We start from the raw sequence: 16,320 nt of genomic DNA, 5'->3' as shown, positions 1-16,320 counted from the left end.
CCCCTAAGCTGTCTGTTCAATAAACCTGATTATAGTAGATTTCAGGTTAAAGTCAAGTAAACAGGTAGGAATTATAAATAATAATGTGTTTTTCAGCGGTATGCTAGAATAGCAGGAGAAGAATGGGGGATTCAGTATGGGAAACAAAGCTGCACGGTTGTTCATTATTCTTATCATTCTGCCTGTCATGGTCACCTCTTTTATCTGGCTGGGGGATGTGAAGGAAGGGGATGCCATGACGCTGATTCAATATGCGCCGATTTTATTAATCTGGATTATCGTGGCATACATTCTGCTGGAGATCTACCGGCAGGTGCAGGGGTATCTGGCGAGGCGGGAGTAGCGGGAAGTAATAGGTCAATAGCGGCGGTTTGCAATTGGCGTTTCCATTTTAATAGGAATTCTTAACAATCAGACGGGAATTCTTAATACAAATCCGATAAAAACTCCTACTTGAGATCGTTTAGCATTCACCGGGCAGCAGCCATTAACGGGTTAGCCCCGTTTACCAGCTCAATCAGCATAAAACACCTCGGGTCATCTAAACTGACCCGAGGTGCTCTTAAATCATTATCCTTTTTTCAGCCAGAATGTGAATACGCCGTTTTCTTCAGCGTCATCCACCAGCTCATGTCCGCCTGCTTTTGCCCAGGCAGTAAGGTCGCTCTTGGCTCCTTTGTCAGTAGCCTGCACTTCAAGGATCTCGCCGCTTGAAAGTTCACCCATTGCTTTCTTCGTTCTTACGATTGGCATTGGGCATGCGAGCCCTTTTGCGTCTAATACTTTATCTGCTTTCATCATTCATTCCTCCTGAGGTTGGTAAACTTATTTTAGTGTACCCTTCTGCTCATTCACACGCAAAGGACGGGCTGGCCCTTTGCGCGTAAGTTTCTTCTGTCAGCTTACCGCACAGCGGTTTGGACCAATTTCCATTTCTGTTTCTTCCGCTGGTTCCGGGCTGATTTTACCCATGTTGGTCTTACGGATTTCCTGGTAGCTGTTCGGCTGCGGCGGAAGGTTCTCGGATACGAGACGGCGGAACTCGTCTTCGTCTTCCACCTGAAGGCCGCTGTTTACTTGATAAAGATCACCCAGTCGTGCATACACACGTCCTTTTTCATCAAGCTCACTCAGTTTGGCAAAGTGGGCCGGCATCACAAGGAGGTCCTGATTCATTTCTTTATAGCGGACATACAGAGACTCGCGCAGGTCGCTTACCCAGTCTTCCGCTTTTCCGGCAAGATCCGGACGCCCGATTGAATCAAGGAACAAAATGTCTCCTGTGAACAGGTACGTTTCATTAACGACCAGAGACGTACTTCCGATTGTGTGTCCCGGTGTGTAGACCGCTTTCACTGTCACATCGGCTCCACCAAAGGTTACGACTTTACCATCTTCAAGAGGCTCGTAGGAGAATGTCACTTCGTCCGCATCTTTTGGCGGCAGGTAGTACGTTCCCCCGGTTGCCTCTGCAAGACGGCGCCCGCCGGAAATGTGGTCTGCGTGAAGGTGTGTATCAAACATGTGAAGCACCTTAATTCCAAGTTTTTTCGCAAATGCTTCATACTGATCAACCAGACGAAGCGGGTCAATCATAGCCCCCTCGTCACCTGAGACGATCATGTAGGAAAGGCAGCCTTTACCAAGGCGTACAAACTGATAAATTTCTCCGCCGCCGTTAAGGTCGCCAACTTTTACAGGCTCTAAGTGCTCGCTCCACGTTTTCATTCCGCCTTCAAGATAGCTCACGTCACGTCCTGCGTCTGAAAAGAGCTCTGCTACCATAATGGAAGATCCTTCTTTCGCACAGACAACAAGAACATCACGGTCTTCAGGAACCTGATCTAGAATGTCTTCCACCCCGTCAATCAGATCAAAATACGGGACGTTCAGGTAGTCGAAGTTTTCCCCATCCACTTTCCAGTCACCAAACGCATCTTCATTACGAACATCAAGAATAAACAACGGCTCTTTATTGATCACTTTTTGGCTTAATTCACTTGCATTCATGGCTTTTACAGTCATCTCATATACCCCCTATAGTATGTTAATGTTTAAAATTTTTTGGTTGAATCCCTTGCCGGAGGAACCTCCTCCGGCCTGGAACTTCTTTTATACGCTTTTCTCGGTCTTGCCCGACCATTCACTCATGCCGGGAACAACGTTAATCACATTTGTGAATCCTTTCTCTGTCAGCTTCTGGGCTGCCAGATCACTTCGGTTACCGGTACGGCAGACAACATGAATCTCATCGTCTTTGTTCAATTCACCCAAGCGTGTGTCCAATTCTCCAAGAGGAATGGATACAGCTCCCGGAATATGGTTAAAGCGGTACTCCGCCTCTTCCCGGACGTCTACAAGTACAAGGCTTCCTTCCTCGGCTTTTGAAGCGAGGTCGTCATTGTTAATAACATGCGGATGCTTTGTTTCCTGCTCGCCGTCGTCACTGCCTGCTTTTCGCACGTAGTGCTTGAGGACATCTCCTTCTTCAACCGTACCGAGGTACTGGTGGCCGATACGTTCTGCCCACGCTTTTAAGTCTGCCGTGGATCCTTTGTCAGTGGCCTGAATCTCAAGAACATGCCCGGGTTCAAGGTCACCCATTACTTTTTTCGTTTTCACGATCGGCATTGGACAGGCCAGGCCTTTTGCATCAAGTACTTCGTTTGCTTTAATCATCTTCTGACTCCTCCTCTTTAATGGTTTTATCTTAAGGGGAAATCCCCGCAATTTAGATAAACAGGTTCACATTGCCGTCTGAGGCTTCTCCGAGATACGCTGCTACACCTGCGTATTCGATCCCGTCCAGCAGTTCTTCTTTTTGAAGACCCAGGAGGTCCATTGTCATCGTACATGATACAAGGTTTACACCTTGTTCCTGAGCCATTTCAATCAGATCAGGAAGCGGCATTGCATTGTGCTTTTTCATTACCTGTTTAATCATCTTCGGTCCCATACCGGCGAAGTTCATTTTTGACAGACCCATTTTATCTGCACCGCGTGGCATCATCTTTCCGAACATTTTTTCCATAAAGGTTTTCTTTACAGGAACCTGCGCATCTTTACGAAGAGCATTCAGTCCCCAGAATGTGTGGAAGATCGTCACCTCATGATCGTAAGCTGCTGCACCGTTGGCAATAATGTAAGCCGCCATCGCTTTGTCATACTCTCCACTGAATAATACAATCGTTGTTTTTTTCTTATCCATTTTTTCTTCACTCCTTAAATGTTTTGTTTCGTTTGTACATATACCCGCACAGGTATTAAAGTGTTTAAATTTTTTTCGTTATTTCTTCTTTATCCAAAACGTATATACACCGTTATCTTCTGTATCTGCGCGAAGTTCATGACCTCCCGCTTTTGCCCAAGCTGTCAGGTCGCTTTTGGCACCGGAATCGGTTGTTTGTACTTCAAGCACCTCTCCCGATGTGATCTCATCCATTGCTTTTTTCGTTCTGACGATCGGCATTGGACATGCAAGTCCTTTTGCGTCTACTACTTTATCTGCTTTCATCATTTCAACCTCCAAATTACCCCATAGGGTATATTAAAAAGTAAAATTTTTTGTGGTTTTTATACCTACAGGGGTATGTTAACACCCCTGTTTCTTCGTGTCAACACTATCTGCTTTTTACGAGCAGCTGAACAGCTTCCTGGATCAACTCTTCTGTGTCTTCGCCTTTTTCAATCTGCTCTCTTACACATTGTTCCAGGTTCGAACTCACCACAAGGCCGATGGTGCGGTCCAGGGCATTGCGTGCCGCTGACATTTGGACGATCAGGTCCCTGCAGTCCTTCTCTTCTTCCATCATACGGAGAATGGCTTTTATCTGACCTTCAATCCGTTTGACGCGGTGCTTCATTTTGTCATTATACTCCATGTACTTCACGTCCTTTCTTACAAGGTTTGACTTCGGTGGTTAAAGAAAAGCCTTCCACCCTGATCTTCTTTCTTTTTAAAAAACGGGCGGTTAAGTGAATATCGGTCATGTCTGATGAGACAAGATAAACAGTACCCTGGCCAATGTCTTTGTAGTGTCGGTAGATATAAGCCATAGGCATATTAACGGCTCCTTCCAGGGGATCGTGATGAGCCGTCTGGAAGTCACGAAGGTCGACAATCGTACTGCCGTCTTCTTTCATGTCCGATACGTTCATACACGATACCCCGATGACCGGTACATAACGTTTATATAAAGAGCGTGCAGCCAGAATGACTGCGATTATCAACATTGCTGTTTGCATAATGTCACCTCGTTACAATGATCATTATATACCCGCAGGGGTATATTGTCAACACCCTTACTTTTATCTTTTTCTTCATAAGGGTATAGCCTTTCATAATCGCTTCGCACCTGAGTGTAACACGAAATAAAACGCACAGACAGAACAAATGCTCACGGCAGAACTGGAGGTTGTTTCCATGCGTATACCTGATCATTTAGCCGAAAAAGGAAAAAAAAGAATCGCCTCCTTCCCGGTAGATGGTTTTGTTTTTGGAGGCGGGCCTGAACACCCGAAGATGATGCTCGTCGGTGAGGCTCCGGGGGAAACAGAAATCGGTAACGGCGTTCCTTTCAGCGGCCGGGCGGGCAGGGAACTGATGACGTTTATCGAGCGTCTCGGCCTGACCCGGGAAGAAGTATACATTACCAGTGCGGTGAGGAGCCGCCCGTACCGGTGGGGAGAGAAAAAAACAAGAGACGGGCAGGTTGTTAAAAGGAAGTACAACCGGCCTCCTACAGCCAGGGAAATTACAGCCCACGCCCCGCTCCTTGATTATGAAGTCGCCAATGTTCGGGCTCCGGTCATTGTCACTCTCGGCAACATCGGTCTTAAACGCCTTGCCGGCCCCGATAAAAAAATCGGTGACTGTCACGGTGATCTCCTTGTCCAGCCTGTGCAAAAGCTGGATGAAAATGACCAGTTTGTCTGGACAGATAAAGAATACAGGATCTTCCCTACCTATCATCCGGCTTCTATCTTCTACAACCGGAGCCTCCTGGAGGTTATTCACAGTGACCTTGAAAAATTAAAGGAAGTGCTCGCTTCCGGGTAGGGGATAGGGTATCTGAGAGGTTGGCGTTTTCGGTTTAAACAGGTTAGCTTCTTCTTTAAACAGGTTAGCTTCTTCTTTAAACAGGTTGGCCCTCTCTTTAAACAGGTTGGCTTCCTCTTTAAACAGGTTGGCCCTCTTTTTAATCAAATTAGGCTGCCTGACGTAAATGTCAGGCAGCCTTAAGGGTCAAAAGTAGATTTTATGCCGCTTTCTCCTTGTCTCCCACTCGCCTGAACACCCACGAATTCAAATAGAAGAACAAAGTGGAAATGCCCCCGAACCGGATCATTCGGTTTGCTACACGCTTGATCTCAGGATCATTCTGCACTTTTTCATCAGCCAGGTAAATGGCGATGATGCCTTTGTGAATTAACGTGTGAAAGCTAGCATCAGGCATTGTCTTCAAATTCTCTTCAGCTTCTGACTTGAACACGCCAATCCGCTCCACCATGTCTTCTTCATCACGGTAGTATGCACAGAAGTTAAGCTCATCATCAGCCAGATCCTCTTCCTGATCAATGAAGTAATCGAGCAGAATATGAAGCCCTTGAGCGTAGGGGAAATAACTATCTTTGATTTTCACGGCCGTCTCCCGCTTCATCCTCCCTTTAGATGCGTAGGCCGCCAGTGCATAGACCCCAAGAGTAGATCCTGTACTTGCGGCGAATTCATACCACCGCATCCGTGCCAGCTGCGGATACTCTTCCTTTGTTTCTTCATACCACTTGATTAAGAGGGGCTCCCGGTCCTCTTTTTTCACGTGCTTATAAACCTGCAGGTTCCGGTAATGAAGGGAAAGTTCCTCCATCGATGCCTGTGTCTCTTCAAAGCCCGGGAACGCCGCCACTTTTTCCTGGCAGGTTGCGACCAGTTCCCGTAAAAAACCATTATCATTTTTTTGTCCGCGATGCTCGTAATACACCGAGTCATCCAATGTCCCCGGGTGAAGCGCCTGACGAAGGGCCTCGTGAAGAGAACGGAAGTCATTCGGATCAAGGGAGTCACTCTGGTCACACAGACTGTCGAGGTAATCACAGATCACCTGATAGGAAACGATGAACCAGAGAACATCCTTTCTCACTTTTTCTTTCGTAAGGAGGGCAAATACCCCGCCCCCCTCATTATGGAACGTATTTTCGTTCACACTTTCAAGCGCATATTCACGAAGCTCATCGTCTTCAATCGTTTCTGCTTTCTTTCGCCATTCGTCCAATATCATATGAACCTCAGGCACAATTTCTTTGTACACTTTATATACCATCGTCCACATTGTCGTCGGTGCTTTCAACGTTTCTGCCTCCTAAGGTTCGATTTCGAGGCCACTGAAAAAGTACAAAACAACTTTTTCAGTGGCTTTTATTTGAGTTGCTATGGCTCCACCCGGTTGCGCACCTGTTACGAAAAACCACTCGTACCAGGCTTTTAAAAAATGCAACCGTTACGCTCATTGCTTAGAAGGCACTGGAAAAAGTTAAAGACCGAACTTTTTCAGCGCTTTCTTCGATTTCTGTTGTGTCTCTTAGTCTATTATCCGTTTAAGAGCCAATAGATTGCAAGTATCTATCCTGTGATTTCTTGATCTGTCGGCAATGACCGACAAAAACAGCGAGGTTTAGTTTTCTAAAAATTAAAATAATTATATTGACACTCAATATTGTAACCGTTTACAATCAAACAATAACGAGCAGTCCCGTTGCCGGAGCGTCATACTCATACACTGTAAAGAGTAATTATACACTTTTGTCCTGGTTCTTTAGTCCTTTATCAGGGTGCAGACTTTACTCCTGACCTGTTATGAGATCCCTTCATGACGGACGACTGACCGCTCAGTCAAAATACACCATTATGAATGGAGGTTGCAAGTTGAAAGCTTACAAAAAAGAAGTTCGGTTTACCATCCTGATGACGGCATTGTTTCTCGCCGCAGGTAATGTAGGGCTGTTTTTCTCCATCTTCCCTGTGAACGGCATGCTGTTTGGCTTCCCGATTATGTATATCGTGCCGATTTTGTTTGGGTGGTTCGGAATTTTTGCCCTGACGATTGTCGCCAGTAAGCTTGGGAATCAAATCGATGCTGATATTGAGAGAGAAAGTATCCTTGAAATCGAACAACAGAAGCGGGAAGGGGCGTAAAGCTTAATGGGAGAGGAAGCTTGGCAGTTATCAAACCCAATATTGGGGGTCGTCGCCATTGTTGCGACGTTTTTGCTTTTTTATATCGTGGGTTACATATCAAACCGTAAAAGTACGTCCGTAACGGATTTGTACGTAGCCGGTGCCACAATCGGACCGCTTACAAACGGGCTGGCCATGGCATCGACGTACATGAGTCTGGCAACATTTCTTGGGATTACAGCACTCATTCTTCAGCTGCAGGTCCCGTTCATTATGCTTTGGATTCAGCTAATTTTAGCGATTCCTTTGATTACGATTATTTACGGAACAAGTCTTCGCCGTATGGGAGCCTTTTCTCCGACTCACTTTATCCGTGAGCGCTATGGCATCAGTGCTTCTATTATTGCAGCGTTGTTTATGATTCTTGTATCCATTATGTATGCTCTCGGGCAGATGATCGGAATTGCACTCGCCTTTGAAACGGTGCTCGGTATTCCTTACCTGACCGGTCTCATTGTGGGCGGTTTGATTATTGTCGGCTACATTACTCTTGGGGGAATGGCCGGGGCGTCCAATAACGCAGCGATACAGATGGTCATCATCGCCCTCATGTTCATCGTTCCCCTTGGAGCGATTATGAAGGCCATTGGAGGTAACGGCTGGTTCTTCCCGCCTCTCTTATACGCGGATATGGTCCCTGCCATGATCGAGGCGATGCCGAACTTCTTTGATTATCAATACTCACCTAAATGGTACGCCTCCCTTATCGGACTTACCATCGGTTCACTCGGTCTTCCCCATCTGGCTATGCGTATCTACACAGCGTCCAGCTTAAAAAGTGCACGCTCAGCCATGATCTGGTTTGCCTTTATTATCGGACTGGTGTTCTCTGCCACATACGCCATGGGATTTGTTGGCGTGTACGCTACAGAAACACAGGGGGTCGTTATTTCACAGGGGGATGCAGACAAGCTTACGATCATATTGAACCTTGTTTATAACCCTGAATGGGTAACAGCTCTTGTCATCGCAGGTGCTATTTCCGCCGGTCTTTCCACACTGAGCGGCAACCTCCTTGCGATCGGGGCTCTTTTATCACAGGACATTTTTACAACACTCAAGCCGGAAATCACGGAGAAAAAGCGTGTCCGCCTGGGCTACATTGCTATTTTTGCCGGAGGGATTGTGAGTATTCTGCTTGCGATTAACCCGCCTGCCTTCCTTGTTGTAAGTATATTATGGGCGTTCGGTCTGGCCGGGGTCACAAACGCACCGCTCATTCTTGTCGGGGTCTGGTGGAAAGAAGCCAACAAATTTGGGGCCATCGCAGCATCCGTTGTCGGTGGAGCGCTTTACATCATGGTCTCACCATTTGTCTTCCCGTCCATCGTCATTACCGGTCACAGCGTTACTGACGGAATGGGATTGTCCGGAGCGATGCTTGCTATTCCTGTAAGTTTCGTTCTCCTGATCGTTGTATCCTATGTAACAAACCGGATGCCAAGCCTTACTTCCAAGCTTTCAACCAGAGAGGATCACGCCTTGATCGAACGCATTCACGGCTGGAAAGAGGTCCACCCGGGACGCTACAACAGCACAGTCGGTGCAGCGATTACCGTTGTCTTCTTCACTGCGATTGCCATCTGGGCTATTATGCCGTGGGGAATGTAAACGCTGTTTTCCTATAAACATCGTGCTTAGTTGAACGGAAGATGCGAGACTCCTGCGGAATAACGATACAGTCGAGACCCCAGAGTGCGGGATGAGGTCACTGAAAAAGTCAAAGTCCGATAATAACTTCACCTTAAAGAAAATGGACTTTTTCAGTGGCCTTGCGAGAGCACGTGAAGGCTCGACGCGAGTCCGCGGAAAGGGAGCGTCTTCCTTTCAACGTAGCTGAGCTTTAATGAAGGGTTATAGCGCCTTCCCAATTCTATTTTCAGGGCACCCAATGTAAAAGAACAAATCAGTACCACAGACAGAAGGGGTCAATACACATGATTGGAAAAATGATGATTTTACAGACACCTGCTTTTCAGCATTTTACCCAGACACCAAAATCGCTCACCTACAGCAGGCTCATTGTTTTGCTTGTAGGTGCTGCATACGGAGGCTTTGGCATTCTTGCCAACGCCTCCTTCATTGCCGGCTTCGAATCGGCGCTGCTCCGAAATGCACTTGTTCCACTTATCTTTATCTTATTCGGACTGTTCTCGGTCTGGCTCACAAAAATCGGGCTTACTGTTCTTTTATGGGCCGGAGCCAGGGGATTCGGGGGGCCGGGTAGAATTAGTGAAATAAGCCGCTCTTCCTCTATCGCCCTTTTGCCGGGACTGCTCGCTGTTCCGACACTGACCGGACTTTGGGAAGGCTGGCTGATGATACTTCCCCTCGTCATTGGCGTTGTGTGGATGTACTTCATCTGTGTAAAGATTCATATCACCACACAGAGATTCGCACCCTGGAAAGCGTACCTTTCCGTTTTTGTCGTTTTCGTTTTTTTCGCCAGTATCTATTACATGATTATGCCGACCGGCGCACTTATCTAGAAGGCACTGAAAAAGTTCGGTCTTCAACTTTTTCCAGTGCCTTTATCTAAAGGAGGAGTACAACATGAACAGAGAAGAACTGATTGCACCGATTCAATACAACATAGCAGAAGAGCTGAGTAAGTATGAGCGTGATGACAAGCGGATTGCCATACGATGGCGGGACGCTGAAGGCAACCGCCGGGACGTTCATTACAAAGAACTGATCGAGAAAACAAATCAGTTCGCCCTTGCCCTCAAACGTCAGGGAATTGAAAAAGGTGATCGTGTTTTAATCATTCTCCCGAGGATTTCTGAAGCCTACATGACCTACCTTGCCTGTCTTAAAGCAGGGATCGTCGCGATTCCAAGCTCGGAAATGCTCCGTAAAAAAGACTTGGAGTACCGTATTGAGCATGCGAATGTAAAGGGGATTGTTGCTTTCCATAAAACAACGGCCGAAGTGAACGCCATCAGCAGCGGCCACCGTGCCCTGGCGAAAAAGTTCATTGTCGGCGGTGAGGAAGAAGGCTGGCAGTCTCTTGAAGAGCTGGCTGAAAAAGAAGATAACGTTTATGAAGGAGAACTTACCTCCCGTGACGATATGGCCTTTTTATCCTATACATCCGGCACAACCGGAAACCCTAAAGGGGTCGTTCATTCTCACGGCTGGGGCTACGCTCACGTCCGTACTGCCGCAAAGGAATGGCTCGGTGTTGAAGAGGGCGATCTCGTCTGGGCAACTGCCGCACCAGGCTGGCAGAAGTGGATATGGAGTCCGTTTCTCTCCACCATTACTCTTGGCGCTACCGCCTTTGTGTATCACGGCGGCTTTGACCCGAACACCTATCTAGATATGATGGAAAAAGAAAATATCAATGTCCTCTGCTGTACGCCGACAGAGTATCGACTGATGGCTAAAGTCGAGAACCTGGCATCGTATAATGTTCCCAAGTTAAAGAGCGCAGTTTCTGCCGGGGAGCCTCTGAACCGTCCGGTTATTGAAGCGTTTAAAAAAGCGTTCGATGCAGACCTCCGTGACGGATACGGCCAGACCGAGAACACGTTACTCGTCTGCACCCTTCAAGGGATGGAAATAAAACCGGGATCCATGGGCAAGCCTACCCCGGGCAACCAGGTGGAAGTGATTAATGAATACGGTCAGCCTGCAGCAGTTGGTGAAGTTGGGGACATTGCGGTTCATAAAGACTGTCCGGCACTGTTTAAAGAATACTACAAGGACTCAGAAAGAACCCAGACAGCGTTTCGGGGGGACTGGTACTTAACGGGAGACCAGGCGTCCAAAGATGAAGACGGCTACTTCTGGTTTGAAGGAAGAAGTGACGACATCATTATCAGTTCCGGCTACACAATCGGTCCGTTCGAGGTTGAAGATGCCCTGTTGAAGCACCCTGCTGTCCGGGAGTGCGCAGTCGTCGCCTCACCGGATGAAATTCGCGGAAGCATCGTAAAAGCGTACGTCGTTCTCCGGGATCCGGATAAAGTGGCTGATGATGTCCTTGTTAAGGAATTGCAGGACCATACGAAAGAGATCACCGCACCTTATAAGTACCCGCGTCAAATTGAGTTCCTGGAAGAACTTCCGAAAACAACATCGGGCAAGATCCGCCGGGTTGAACTTAGGATGAAGGAAAAAGTAAAGTAATTGATCATACACACGCCACGCGGATTCATTTTAGTGAATCTGCGTGTTTTTTTTGATAGTTTCAAGATGTTTCTGAGTGATGGATCCCTGTCTTAAAGCAGGAACTTGATCCTGTGCTCCGCCCTCTACGCTCACTTTATTAAATTTTCAGAATACACACACTTCAATTTCTTCAGTTTAACGTAAGATTTCCCCGGGTAGAGACACCTGTGCACAAAAAATAGATAACACTACTACTTACTCGGAGGTTTTTTGACATGAAGAAATTCGGACTATCTATCGGAACATTAGCACTTACGTTCAGCCTGGCTGCCTGTGGGGATGCTGAAGAACAGCAGGACGACACGGCAACAGATGACAATGGTGAAGTGGAACAGCATGAAGAAGATGAAAGTGATGATGAACTGGGTCTGGAAGACGATGAAGAAGCTGATGATGGCGAATTGGCAGATGAAGCTTCTGACGCCTGGTATGAAGACCTTAACTTTATAGACTTCCAGCTTGATGCTCAGTACGAAGAAGGCGACTACAGCGTAGAGTATAACTACAACGAAGGAACGCCTGAAGCTACAATCGAAGATGCCCGTACGGAAGAAGAGCTGACACTTGAAGGCGACGAAGCATTGAACGAGCTGGAACAGATCCTTCCTGAGCTTGACCTTACAGTTGACATGAGTGAAGAAGAGATCAGAGAAGCAACTGCAGAAGCCTTTGAACTTGATGAAACATACGAAGAATTACAAGTAGATGTTCAGTTCAAAGATGAAGTTCCAGGTGAAGAAGACGATGAGGGTATGGACCTTGGCGATGACGACGATGAAGTTGAAGTAGAAGACGAAAACGAAGAAGAAGACGAGCAGTAAGATTAGTAGAGCCAAGTGCACACGCTGCACTTGGCTTTTTTTATTCCCCCCGAGAAGGATTCACCGGGATCTGTTTCGCAGAAATCCCGGCTGCTTTTCTAATTCTGTGAGAAAGCTGTTTCCTTTTTTATTGCCCTCTCTCCTGGTCAAGTGCCTGTTTTAAGTCATTTAACACCTTTTCTCTGTTCCTGTACTCTTCTCCGCCAGCCTCTTCCCACATTTCAAGATCTGCGCCACCTTTTATTAACCCGATCGTTGTTATTTTCACATCTTTTTGAAGGCAGTTCTTCTCCAGTTGAACAGCCGCCAGACCGCAATAAACGAGGGAAAGAACTTCCTGATCCTCATCAAAACTGGACTCTTCCAGATAATCATCCAGCATAAATTCCGTCGCTTCCTTTGGAGTATGCCCCTGCTCCAAGTAATCTAGAAATTCATCTCTTACATCACAAGCAGTATCATCATCAAAAATCCCAGTGTCCCAGGCTCCCACTCGCCCATTCCTCCTAAAGTCGTATAAACACACCCTATAGATTCGCCTTGAGGACAGATAAAACCTTCTTTCGTTCAGACCTACACTCTTAGTCAAAATACACCGGGGTATCTGGATTGTTAACACGTCTGAACGCCTGACGTATTTGAGATTCTGTATTCCTCGCCAGAGACAACGGAGGTAGCCCATTCTCAGGGAAAAAACCAACATCACTTGTTTCCACCCCTTCAATTCCTTTACCACCTGTAATCTCACATTGAATAAACAGCTTATATGTATGGTAGGCAGAAGGAGGATGGGGGTGGCGCTTTTTATCAAATACCGCCAAAAGCTTTAACGGCTCAACTTCAAACCCCGATTCCTCTTTCACCTCTTTTACAGCTACTTCGCCCGGGGAGAGCCCGATATCTCCCCACCCTCCAGGAAGGGACCACTTCCCGTCGCTCTTTTCTTTGACCATCAAAAGTTTGTTTTCTTTAAACACAACGGCTCTGATATCTACTTTAGGTGTAGCATAGCCTGTTTCATTGGCAAAAAGGGCTTTTATTTTCTCCGTGTCCATACCGGTTTGATGTGCCATCATTTCTGTGCTGATTCTCCTGATTTCTTCAAAACGTTCCTTGTCATACACATCTTTTGTATATGTAAGCCCGGACTGGGAGATGGCCTGCAGCTCCTTTGCCCATGTGAGCCATTTAGGTTCCATGTCAACCGCCTCCATTGATCTTTATTACAGTATTCTGGATTATTTTTATCAACCCTTCTTTCAAGTATCCTGATTTCAGAGACCTCCCACTTCAATTGAAGCACGACGGAAAGACATCCTTCTTCTAAAAAGAAAGGTTATGCGACAAATCATGACAATAAGTTCGCTTCTGTTCTGCTAGAATAAGACAGATTCTTAAATACTAAAATTAAAGGAGCTTGTCTATGAATGAACTGAGCAAAGGGTGGAAGATCCGCCACTCCCTCTACTTCTTATGGTTTTTGACCATCCTTTTTTTCTTTATTGCCTTTCTCCATACCGGAATCAGGGCTTCCAACCGGAGATGGATGCTTTACAGCTTACTGTATGCGTTACCTTTTCTTATAAGCTTTATGCTCTTTATACTGGGTGTGCTTCCGGTGCTCGAGAACCTGCTGTTCAACCTGGGCCTGGTAGGCTTTCTCCTTGGAATCGTTCATGCATTCCTTATTCGTAAGGACTATCTGCGCCAGCTTGCCGTAAAACAGGGAAAACTTGACTCTCAAGTTACTCCGGCCGCCATGGGCCTTGAAGAGGCTGTTGAAAAGTGGGAAAGAGAAAACCCGGAAGCCACAGACGAAACAGAAGAACAAACGTCTGCTCCTGCAAAGAGACTTAAAGAAGCGAAAAGCAATATTAAAACCGGGTGGATTACAGGCGTTATCCTCGCCTCTTTTAACGTCGTGCTCATCTTGTTTATGATGTTCTTTAACCCTGACTTTCTGGGGATTGTCTGGGCAGAGACGTTTATTGATATTGCCCTCATGTTTTTACTGAGCTTAGGTATTTACAAGGCAAGCCGGTTCTGTGCAGTTTCCCTATTACTCTATTACTGGGCAAGCCAGCTTTTCCTGCGCTTCGGTACAGAATTCTCTAATGCCGCCTCCCTTTTCATGGTTGCAGTGTTTTCATACTTTTTCATTCAGGGAATCCGGGGAACCTATCAGTATCACAAACTAAAAAAGGAAATGCTGCCTACAGTTGAAGACAACCAATCACAGGGAGCATAGCTTTTATACAGAGGAGCGACTTATAGGAAATACCTGATGTATCGCTCTTTTTATGGTTAAAAGAGCGTTCTTACAACACATTTGCTGTGGTAAAATAAAAACAGATTTTGGAAACGAAAATAGGAGGCTGTGATGAAGCGATTAACCAAACACCTGATACTCGTCCCCTGCACAGAAGAGTCCCTTCCCCAGGCATTTGACGAGGATTATCCAGTCGGCCCCCATATTGCAGCTTATATTGAGGAGCTGAAAAACGACCCTTCCGCTCTCGGATGGGGACCGTGGTTTATTATAAGCAGGGAAACCCTCACCATTATCGGAGACGCCGGTTTTAAAGGGGTACCTGATAAAAATGGAGCTGTTGAAACAGGATACAGTATCATCCCGTCCGAGCAGAACAAAGGTCTCGCCACCGAAGCTGTGGCGGCACTCATAGACTGGGCCTGCTCAACCGGAGAGGCAAGCATCGTCCGGGCTGAGTGCCATAAGGATAATGTTCCTTCCATCCGTGTTTTAGAAAAAACAGGAATGGTGAGAGAGAAGGAAGTTGAGAGCATGATTTACTGGGAGAAGCCAGGGAACCGGGTGAATGCTGAGGATTCATGATAAGTGGTGGCGGATTAATGTTATATCAAAAAGATTCATCAGATTGGTCCGCGGATTCACGCTATACCCTTCTCCAACTGCCTGTCTCCCGTATTCACTTACTTTTTAAAATGCTGAACAATCTCGCCTTTCCCTTCTTTCACACTTACCTCAGCATATGCTCCGTTGATCAGTGTGATCTGTGGCGGGACGTGACCGCAGTCGATGTCATAGATGACAGGAATCCCAAGCTCCTCTGCGAGCTCTTCGTACACGTCTTCCGCTGTATACCCTTCTACCGGGGTATTGGCTGCGCTTCGCCCAAACAAGATTCCGGAGCACCCGTCAAACCAGCCTGCCATCTTCATCTGCACAAGATTTCTCCGAAGATCGGTGGTACTGAGCTCGCAGTTTTCAAAGTACCAGAGAATTGAATCCCCTCGTAAATACGTCTCCCTGGATCTTTTCACATCCCCTAGTTTTGTCCCTATAAGGTGACTGATCACATCGATACATCCCCCAAGCAGCCGTCCTTTTACCTGCTCTGCCTGCCCTGATACTGTTTTCCATTTTGTTTCCTCAGTTAAATGAAAGATCCACGGAGTTGGGTTATCAAACTGCCATTCTTTTTGATAGTAAAAGGAAGAATACTGCTTAATGGAATCACCTGCATTTGTGCTCAGAGCATTTTCCCATTTGGCTGTTGTCTCGTCGGTTTCTTTTCCCCGCAGATCAACGGCATTCGTTCCGTGAGCAGTTGCTATTCCCGTATTTAAGGTAACAGCAAGGAGCAGCAGACTTGTATCTGAATAACCGAGAAGCCATTTTCTGTTTATCTTCTCGTAGTCTATATGTTCGAGAATTTCTATTAAAAGCTCACCTCCCCATGGAGGGATAATGACATCGGTCGTGGAGTCTGAAAGGAACCGGTTCAGTTCTTCCGCCCTTACAGCAGCAGAAGCTGCTTTTGCTTTCTCCTGGGTCCAGACCGTATCCCCGCAGGTCACGCGGTGTCCTTTTTCTTCAAAACGGGCCACTGCTTCTTTAACCAGATGGTGCAGTTCGTTTTCCACTCCCGATGAAGGAGCTGTGATCGCAATGGAAGCTTTTGACGGCATTGTTGGGTAGGTAATCACTTTTTCTCATCCTCCTTGGATTTTTTACAGCTTTTGTTGCCATAAATGTTTTGATGTAAAGAACAGCGGACTCCTAGCGAAAACACTTCCACCACTCTCTGCATATCAACATAATTTTCA

General features: G+C 46.6%; 20 protein-coding genes. 9 read left to right on the top strand and 11 right to left on the bottom strand.

Annotation, left to right across the window (positions count from 1 at the left end):
* Positions 1 to 136 precede the first annotated feature (136 nt).
* Positions 137 to 343 (top strand): hypothetical protein, encoded by a 207-nt coding sequence (locus tag EBO34_RS19335; protein ID WP_122901715.1) that lies wholly within the window; start codon positions 137 to 139, stop codon positions 341 to 343.
* A 227-nt stretch (positions 344 to 570) separates the two neighbouring features.
* Here the strand turns inward: EBO34_RS19335 and EBO34_RS19330 are convergent, their stop codons facing one another.
* The 7 genes from EBO34_RS19330 to EBO34_RS19300 all read right to left on the bottom strand — a co-directional run bounded on the left by EBO34_RS19330 (position 571) and on the right by EBO34_RS19300 (position 4,245).
* Entirely contained in the window at positions 571 to 798 is a 228-nt protein-coding gene (locus tag EBO34_RS19330) for a sulfurtransferase TusA family protein (protein ID WP_122901713.1), read from the bottom strand.
* A 99-nt stretch (positions 799 to 897) separates the two neighbouring features.
* Complete coding sequence (locus tag EBO34_RS19325) at positions 898 to 2,025, bottom strand: MBL fold metallo-hydrolase (protein WP_122901711.1); 1,128 nt, start codon at positions 2,023 to 2,025, stop codon at positions 898 to 900.
* Positions 2,026 to 2,112: 87 nt separating this feature from the next.
* The gene (locus EBO34_RS19320) at positions 2,113 to 2,679 is read right to left on the bottom strand and encodes a sulfurtransferase TusA family protein (RefSeq protein WP_122901709.1); all 567 of its coding nucleotides are present in this window, start codon (positions 2,677 to 2,679) and stop codon (positions 2,113 to 2,115) included.
* 52 nt (positions 2,680 to 2,731) lie between these two features.
* Positions 2,732 to 3,208: a DsrE/DsrF/DrsH-like family protein gene (locus tag EBO34_RS19315; RefSeq protein WP_122901707.1), complete on the bottom strand. Its 477-nt coding sequence runs from the start codon at positions 3,206 to 3,208 to the stop codon at positions 2,732 to 2,734.
* 78 nt (positions 3,209 to 3,286) lie between these two features.
* Positions 3,287 to 3,514 (bottom strand): sulfurtransferase TusA family protein, encoded by a 228-nt coding sequence (locus tag EBO34_RS19310; protein WP_122901705.1) that lies wholly within the window; start codon positions 3,512 to 3,514, stop codon positions 3,287 to 3,289.
* Between the two features lie 106 nt (positions 3,515 to 3,620).
* A complete protein-coding gene (locus EBO34_RS19305; protein ID WP_122901703.1) occupies positions 3,621 to 3,881 on the bottom strand; it encodes a metal-sensitive transcriptional regulator in 261 nt (86 codons plus the stop codon).
* A complete protein-coding gene (locus EBO34_RS19300) occupies positions 3,871 to 4,245 on the bottom strand; it encodes a vWA domain-containing protein (protein ID WP_122901701.1) in 375 nt (124 codons plus the stop codon). The genes EBO34_RS19305 and EBO34_RS19300 overlap by 11 nt, the downstream gene beginning before the upstream one ends.
* A gap of 178 nt (positions 4,246 to 4,423) precedes the next feature.
* Here EBO34_RS19300 and EBO34_RS19295 point away from each other — a divergent pair, with 178 nt between their 5' ends.
* Positions 4,424 to 5,059, top strand: coding sequence for a uracil-DNA glycosylase (locus EBO34_RS19295; protein ID WP_122901699.1), 636 nt, complete (start codon positions 4,424 to 4,426; stop codon positions 5,057 to 5,059).
* Between the two features lie 199 nt (positions 5,060 to 5,258).
* Here EBO34_RS19295 and EBO34_RS19290 read toward each other — a convergent pair whose 3' ends face one another.
* Positions 5,259 to 6,347, bottom strand: coding sequence for a tetraprenyl-beta-curcumene synthase family protein (locus EBO34_RS19290; protein WP_122901697.1), 1,089 nt, complete (start codon positions 6,345 to 6,347; stop codon positions 5,259 to 5,261).
* Between the two features lie 575 nt (positions 6,348 to 6,922).
* Here EBO34_RS19290 and EBO34_RS19285 point away from each other — a divergent pair.
* The 5 genes from EBO34_RS19285 (at position 6,923) to EBO34_RS19265 (ending at position 12,231) form a co-directional block, all read left to right on the top strand.
* On the top strand, positions 6,923 to 7,192 hold the full coding sequence (locus tag EBO34_RS19285; protein WP_122901695.1) for a hypothetical protein: 270 nt from the start codon (positions 6,923 to 6,925) through the stop codon (positions 7,190 to 7,192).
* A gap of 6 nt (positions 7,193 to 7,198) precedes the next feature.
* Positions 7,199 to 8,845, top strand: coding sequence for a solute symporter family protein (locus EBO34_RS19280; protein WP_122901693.1), 1,647 nt, complete (start codon positions 7,199 to 7,201; stop codon positions 8,843 to 8,845).
* Between the two features lie 326 nt (positions 8,846 to 9,171).
* A complete protein-coding gene (locus EBO34_RS19275) occupies positions 9,172 to 9,723 on the top strand; it encodes a hypothetical protein (protein WP_122901691.1) in 552 nt (183 codons plus the stop codon).
* A 64-nt stretch (positions 9,724 to 9,787) separates the two neighbouring features.
* Positions 9,788 to 11,368 (top strand): acyl-CoA synthetase MbcS, encoded by a 1,581-nt coding sequence (mbcS, locus tag EBO34_RS19270; protein ID WP_122901689.1) that lies wholly within the window; start codon positions 9,788 to 9,790, stop codon positions 11,366 to 11,368.
* A gap of 257 nt (positions 11,369 to 11,625) precedes the next feature.
* Complete coding sequence (locus tag EBO34_RS19265; protein WP_122901687.1) at positions 11,626 to 12,231, top strand: YusW family protein; 606 nt, start codon at positions 11,626 to 11,628, stop codon at positions 12,229 to 12,231.
* Between the two features lie 127 nt (positions 12,232 to 12,358).
* Here EBO34_RS19265 and EBO34_RS19260 read toward each other — a convergent pair whose 3' ends face one another.
* Together EBO34_RS19260 and EBO34_RS19255 are read right to left on the bottom strand one after the other, a co-directional pair.
* Positions 12,359 to 12,724, bottom strand: a complete 366-nt coding sequence (locus EBO34_RS19260) for a DUF4259 domain-containing protein (RefSeq protein ID WP_122901685.1) — start codon at positions 12,722 to 12,724, stop codon at positions 12,359 to 12,361.
* A gap of 88 nt (positions 12,725 to 12,812) precedes the next feature.
* Entirely contained in the window at positions 12,813 to 13,430 is a 618-nt protein-coding gene (locus tag EBO34_RS19255; RefSeq protein WP_122901683.1) for an NUDIX hydrolase, read from the bottom strand.
* A 224-nt stretch (positions 13,431 to 13,654) separates the two neighbouring features.
* On the opposite strand from EBO34_RS19255, the gene EBO34_RS19250 reads away from it, so the two are divergent.
* Positions 13,655 to 14,479 (top strand): hypothetical protein, encoded by an 825-nt coding sequence (locus EBO34_RS19250; protein WP_122901681.1) that lies wholly within the window; start codon positions 13,655 to 13,657, stop codon positions 14,477 to 14,479.
* Positions 14,480 to 14,611: 132 nt separating this feature from the next.
* The gene (locus EBO34_RS19245) at positions 14,612 to 15,085 is read left to right on the top strand and encodes a GNAT family N-acetyltransferase (protein ID WP_122901678.1); all 474 of its coding nucleotides are present in this window, start codon (positions 14,612 to 14,614) and stop codon (positions 15,083 to 15,085) included.
* Between the two features lie 98 nt (positions 15,086 to 15,183).
* Here EBO34_RS19245 and EBO34_RS19240 read toward each other — a convergent pair whose 3' ends face one another.
* Positions 15,184 to 16,200 carry a S66 family peptidase gene (locus EBO34_RS19240; RefSeq protein WP_122901676.1) on the bottom strand — a complete coding sequence of 339 codons (1,017 nt, stop codon included), beginning with the start codon at positions 16,198 to 16,200 and terminating at the stop codon, positions 15,184 to 15,186.
* Between the last annotated feature and the right edge of the window lie 120 nt (positions 16,201 to 16,320).

Origin of the sequence: Alteribacter keqinensis, from assembly GCF_003710255.1 — a bacterium.
Classification (GTDB): Bacteria; Bacillota; Bacilli; order Bacillales; family Salisediminibacteriaceae; genus Alteribacter; species Alteribacter keqinensis.
The sequence above is the reverse complement of the archived record's forward strand: the minus strand, read 5'-3'. Positions and strand labels throughout refer to the sequence as shown.

Coding starts and splice junctions, on each gene's coding strand:
- EBO34_RS19335 (WP_122901715.1), top strand. CDS start 137: ATGGGAAACAAAGCTGCACGGTTGTTCATTATTCTTATCATTCTGCCT.
- EBO34_RS19330 (WP_122901713.1), bottom strand. CDS start 798: ATGAAAGCAGATAAAGTATTAGACGCAAAAGGGCTCGCATGCCCAATG.
- EBO34_RS19325 (WP_122901711.1), bottom strand. CDS start 2,025: ATGACTGTAAAAGCCATGAATGCAAGTGAATTAAGCCAAAAAGTGATC.
- EBO34_RS19320 (WP_122901709.1), bottom strand. CDS start 2,679: ATGATTAAAGCAAACGAAGTACTTGATGCAAAAGGCCTGGCCTGTCCA.
- EBO34_RS19315 (WP_122901707.1), bottom strand. CDS start 3,208: ATGGATAAGAAAAAAACAACGATTGTATTATTCAGTGGAGAGTATGAC.
- EBO34_RS19310 (WP_122901705.1), bottom strand. CDS start 3,514: ATGAAAGCAGATAAAGTAGTAGACGCAAAAGGACTTGCATGTCCAATG.
- EBO34_RS19305 (WP_122901703.1), bottom strand. CDS start 3,881: ATGGAGTATAATGACAAAATGAAGCACCGCGTCAAACGGATTGAAGGT.
- EBO34_RS19300 (WP_122901701.1), bottom strand. CDS start 4,245: ATGCAAACAGCAATGTTGATAATCGCAGTCATTCTGGCTGCACGCTCT.
- EBO34_RS19295 (WP_122901699.1), top strand. CDS start 4,424: ATGCGTATACCTGATCATTTAGCCGAAAAAGGAAAAAAAAGAATCGCC.
- EBO34_RS19280 (WP_122901693.1), top strand. CDS start 7,199: ATGGGAGAGGAAGCTTGGCAGTTATCAAACCCAATATTGGGGGTCGTC.
- EBO34_RS19275 (WP_122901691.1), top strand. CDS start 9,172: ATGATTGGAAAAATGATGATTTTACAGACACCTGCTTTTCAGCATTTT.
- mbcS (WP_122901689.1), top strand. CDS start 9,788: ATGAACAGAGAAGAACTGATTGCACCGATTCAATACAACATAGCAGAA.
- EBO34_RS19265 (WP_122901687.1), top strand. CDS start 11,626: ATGAAGAAATTCGGACTATCTATCGGAACATTAGCACTTACGTTCAGC.
- EBO34_RS19255 (WP_122901683.1), bottom strand. CDS start 13,430: ATGGAACCTAAATGGCTCACATGGGCAAAGGAGCTGCAGGCCATCTCC.
- EBO34_RS19250 (WP_122901681.1), top strand. CDS start 13,655: ATGAATGAACTGAGCAAAGGGTGGAAGATCCGCCACTCCCTCTACTTC.
- EBO34_RS19245 (WP_122901678.1), top strand. CDS start 14,612: ATGAAGCGATTAACCAAACACCTGATACTCGTCCCCTGCACAGAAGAG.